The 3,144-nt window shown below is 73.9% G+C and carries 3 protein-coding genes; 1 reads left to right on the top strand and 2 read right to left on the bottom strand.

Annotation, left to right across the window (positions count from 1 at the left end):
- A partial coding sequence (locus tag G3I65_RS32210) for a TetR/AcrR family transcriptional regulator (protein ID WP_160699443.1) occupies positions 1-539 on the bottom strand: 539 nt, incomplete at its 3' end.
- Between the two features lie 67 nt (positions 540-606).
- Here G3I65_RS32210 and G3I65_RS32205 point away from each other — a divergent pair.
- Positions 607-2,052, top strand: a complete 1,446-nt coding sequence (locus tag G3I65_RS32205; RefSeq protein WP_160699442.1) for a carboxylesterase/lipase family protein — start codon at positions 607-609, stop codon at positions 2,050-2,052.
- A 1-nt stretch (position 2,053) separates the two neighbouring features.
- On the opposite strand, the gene G3I65_RS32200 is transcribed toward G3I65_RS32205, so the two are convergent.
- Positions 2,054-3,144 (bottom strand): hypothetical protein (locus G3I65_RS32200; protein WP_160699441.1); only part of this gene is annotated, 1,091 nt, incomplete at its 5' end.

Here is a 3,144-nt window from a genome sequence, read left to right as displayed (position 1 = left end):
CGCCGCGCCAGCTGGAGCAACAGGCCCTCGACGAGGGAAAGCAGACCGCGCGCGTCGCGGTGCGCGTCGGCGGGGGAGCGGCGAGCGTCGCTCATGCGGATGGCGGCGGCGATCGCCTCGGCGAGCCGATCGCCGCCGGCCGAGAGCCGCGCCGCGATCTCCGGGCTCCGCGCCGCGCGGCCGGCCACGGTCAGCCAGGCCAGGACCTGGATCCGCCAGACGTCGTCCGGCACGGGATCGGCGCCGGGGATCATGCTCTGGAGCACCCGGCGGACGGTCGGTTCGGCGTGCCGTGGGTCGGCCAGCGCGGTGAGCTGCTCGACGAGACGCTCGTCGAGGACTTCGAGCACGCCGCCGACGGCGTAGTCGAGGAGGTCGTCCGTGCCGGTGAAGTAGTGCTGGACGGAGCCGAGCGACAGGCCCGCTTCGGCGGCGACCCGACGCAGGCTCACCGCGTCCCACCCGTCGCGGTACGCGAGCCGCCACAGCGCGGCCGCCACTTCGTCCCGCCGCTGCCGCCGATCGACGATCTTGGGCACCGTGCCTCCTTTTTGGTACGGTGACTTATATTAGCGTCCGGCCCGTCGGATAGCCAAGGGGGAACTGGTGGATGTCGTTGTCCGTACGGAAAGTGGTGCTGTCCGGGGCGAGGCTCGAGAGGGGTGTTCGGTCTTCCGCGGCATCCCGTACGCCGCGCCCCTGGCCGGTGCCGCCAGGTTCCGGCCGCCCGCTCCGGCGCGGCGCTGGCACGGCGTGCGCGACGCCCGGTCCTTCGGCTCTTCGGTGCCGCAGCCGGTGCTGTGGCACCCCGGCGACGACCCGGAATGCCTCACCGTCAACGTGTGGACGCCCGACGTCACGCGCTCCGGGCTGCCGGTGCTGGTGTGGATCCACGGCGGCGCGTGCCTCGGCGGCACCGCCGCCACCCCCGACTTCGACGGCACGGCCTTCGCCGCCACCGGAACCGTCCTGGTCACCCTGAACTACCGGGTGGGGTACGAGGGTTTCGGCTGGGTCGACGACGCGCCGGCCAACCGGGGTGTGCTCGACCAGATCGCCGCACTGCGCTGGGTGCACGACAACGTCGAGGCGTTCGGCGGCGACCCGGACGCGGTGACGCTGATCGGCCAGTCCGCCGGTGCCTCGTCGATCGCCGGACTGCTCGCCGCCGACGGCGCGCCCGGGCTCTTCCGCCGTGGGATCGCGCAGAGCCCGGGCAAGATCTTCGTGCCCGCCGACGAAGCCCGCGCCGTCTCGGCGATGATCACCGCACAGCTCGGTGTCCGCCCGACGGCCGACGCGTTGGCGGAGGTGCCGTCCGAGGCGATCCACGCGGTCCAGCTGGCACCGGTCGCGATCATGGCGAGCGAGCCGGGGAAGTGGACCCACCCGAACGCGCCGTATTCACTGATCCTGGACGGTGAGCTGTTCGACGCTCCGCCGTGGAGCCGCGCGGGGCAGCGCGCGTCCGGCATCGGCCGGGAACTCGTCTGCGGGTTCACCACCGACGAGGCCCGGGTGTTCACCGTCGACGCGGACCTCTCGGCCGCCGATCCCGCGGACACCGCTCGCGCCTGCGGCCTGGACGCGAGCGCCGTCGCCGACTACCGAGCCGGGAACCCCGGCGGCACCGACGAGGACCTGCACGCACTCGTCCTGTCGGACGCGCTGTTCCGGATCCCCGCCTTGTGGTGCGCGGAAGCCGGCGCCGACGCGGGCAGGACCACCTACCTGTACGAGTTCGCCTGGCCGAGCCCGGCACGCGACGGCGCGTTGCGCGCGTGCCACGGCCTCGACGTCCCGTTCACCTTCACCACCCCCGACAGCCCGCTCGCCGCCGAGCTGATCGGCCGGGAAGTCCCCGCGGACTTCCCGGCCCTCTCGACCGCGATGCGCGACGCCTTCGCCGCGTTCGCCGCGACCGGCGACCCGGGCTGGCCGCGGTTCGACAGCACCGGACGCGTCAGCCGGACCTGGCGGACACCACCCGGCGAAGACCGCGACGCGCTGTCGGCGTCCCGCCGGATCTGGGACCGCCACCGGCCCGCCTGACTCAGCCGGCCCGGACCGCCGTCGTCCCCAGGAGTTCGTTGTCGGCCGGCCGGGCGTCGCCGGGGTAGGGGGCGTCGATGCTCGCCACCACCTTGAACGACGTCTTGCCCGCCGCGGCGTCCGCCGCCGTGTAGGTGTAGGCGAAGGGGAACACCACCTTGCGGCCCGCCTGCGCCGGCACCCACTGCTCGGCCTGCCCGACCTGCTGGTAGTAGCCCTGCTCGCTCAGCCGGTACAGCGTGACCGTGACGGTCTCGTCGTAGCGCGCGTTCGAGACCGACACCTTGATCTGCTTGGTCTCGTCGACCCGCGCCTTCGCCGGCACGACGAAGTCCGACAGCGCGACGTCGTGCGTCTCGACCTTCAGCGTGCCGGCCGCGGTTCCGGTGCGGCCGTCGGCGGTCGAGCCGGTCACCTCGACCCGGTACTCGCCGTCCGCGGCGTACCGGTGCTTGATCGGCGCGCCGGTGATCGGGGCCGAGGCGCCGTCGCCGAAGCGCACCTCTCCGCTGACGAAGTCGCGGCGGAGGGGGTCGCCCGTGTACGGCGTCACGGTGACCTCGTCGTACACCGTCGGCGTGTCGGGGTACGTGCCGATCCACGGCGACAGCGGCGGCGCCGCCGCGAGCTCGATGTCGTACAGCGACGCGGCGTCGGCGTCGTCGGCCACGCGGATCTGGTACGTCTCCCCGGCGACGCCGGCGAACACCGCGGGGCGGCGGTCGCCGGAGGCCACGCAGTCCACTTCGGACAGTGCGGCGGGTGAGGTGCCCCGGTACACCGTGATGCCCGGGCCCCAGCCGGCCAGCGCCTGCACGCTGACCGGGCGGGTGCGGTCCGGCGTGAACCGGAACCACACGGACCGCTCGGCGGCGGGGTCGCAGCTCGGCCGGACCTCGCCGGGCTCGGCCGAGGCCACCGTGAGGTCGCCGGAGTACCGGCCGGGCACCGAGACCGGCACGCCGTCCGCGAAGTCGTCGTTCGGCGCCGGCGGCACCGTGCCGAACGCCACGGTCAGGTCGCCCTGGTTGAACTGCTGGCCGAGCAGGACGTGGTAGGTCGTCCCGGCGGTGGCGCGGAACGTCGCCGCTC

This window comes from Amycolatopsis sp. SID8362, assembly GCF_010550475.1.
In the GTDB taxonomy this organism is placed as follows: Bacteria; Actinomycetota; Actinomycetes; order Mycobacteriales; family Pseudonocardiaceae; genus Amycolatopsis; species Amycolatopsis eburnea.
Note: the sequence above shows the minus strand (reverse complement) of the source record. Positions and strands in the feature narration are given on the sequence as shown.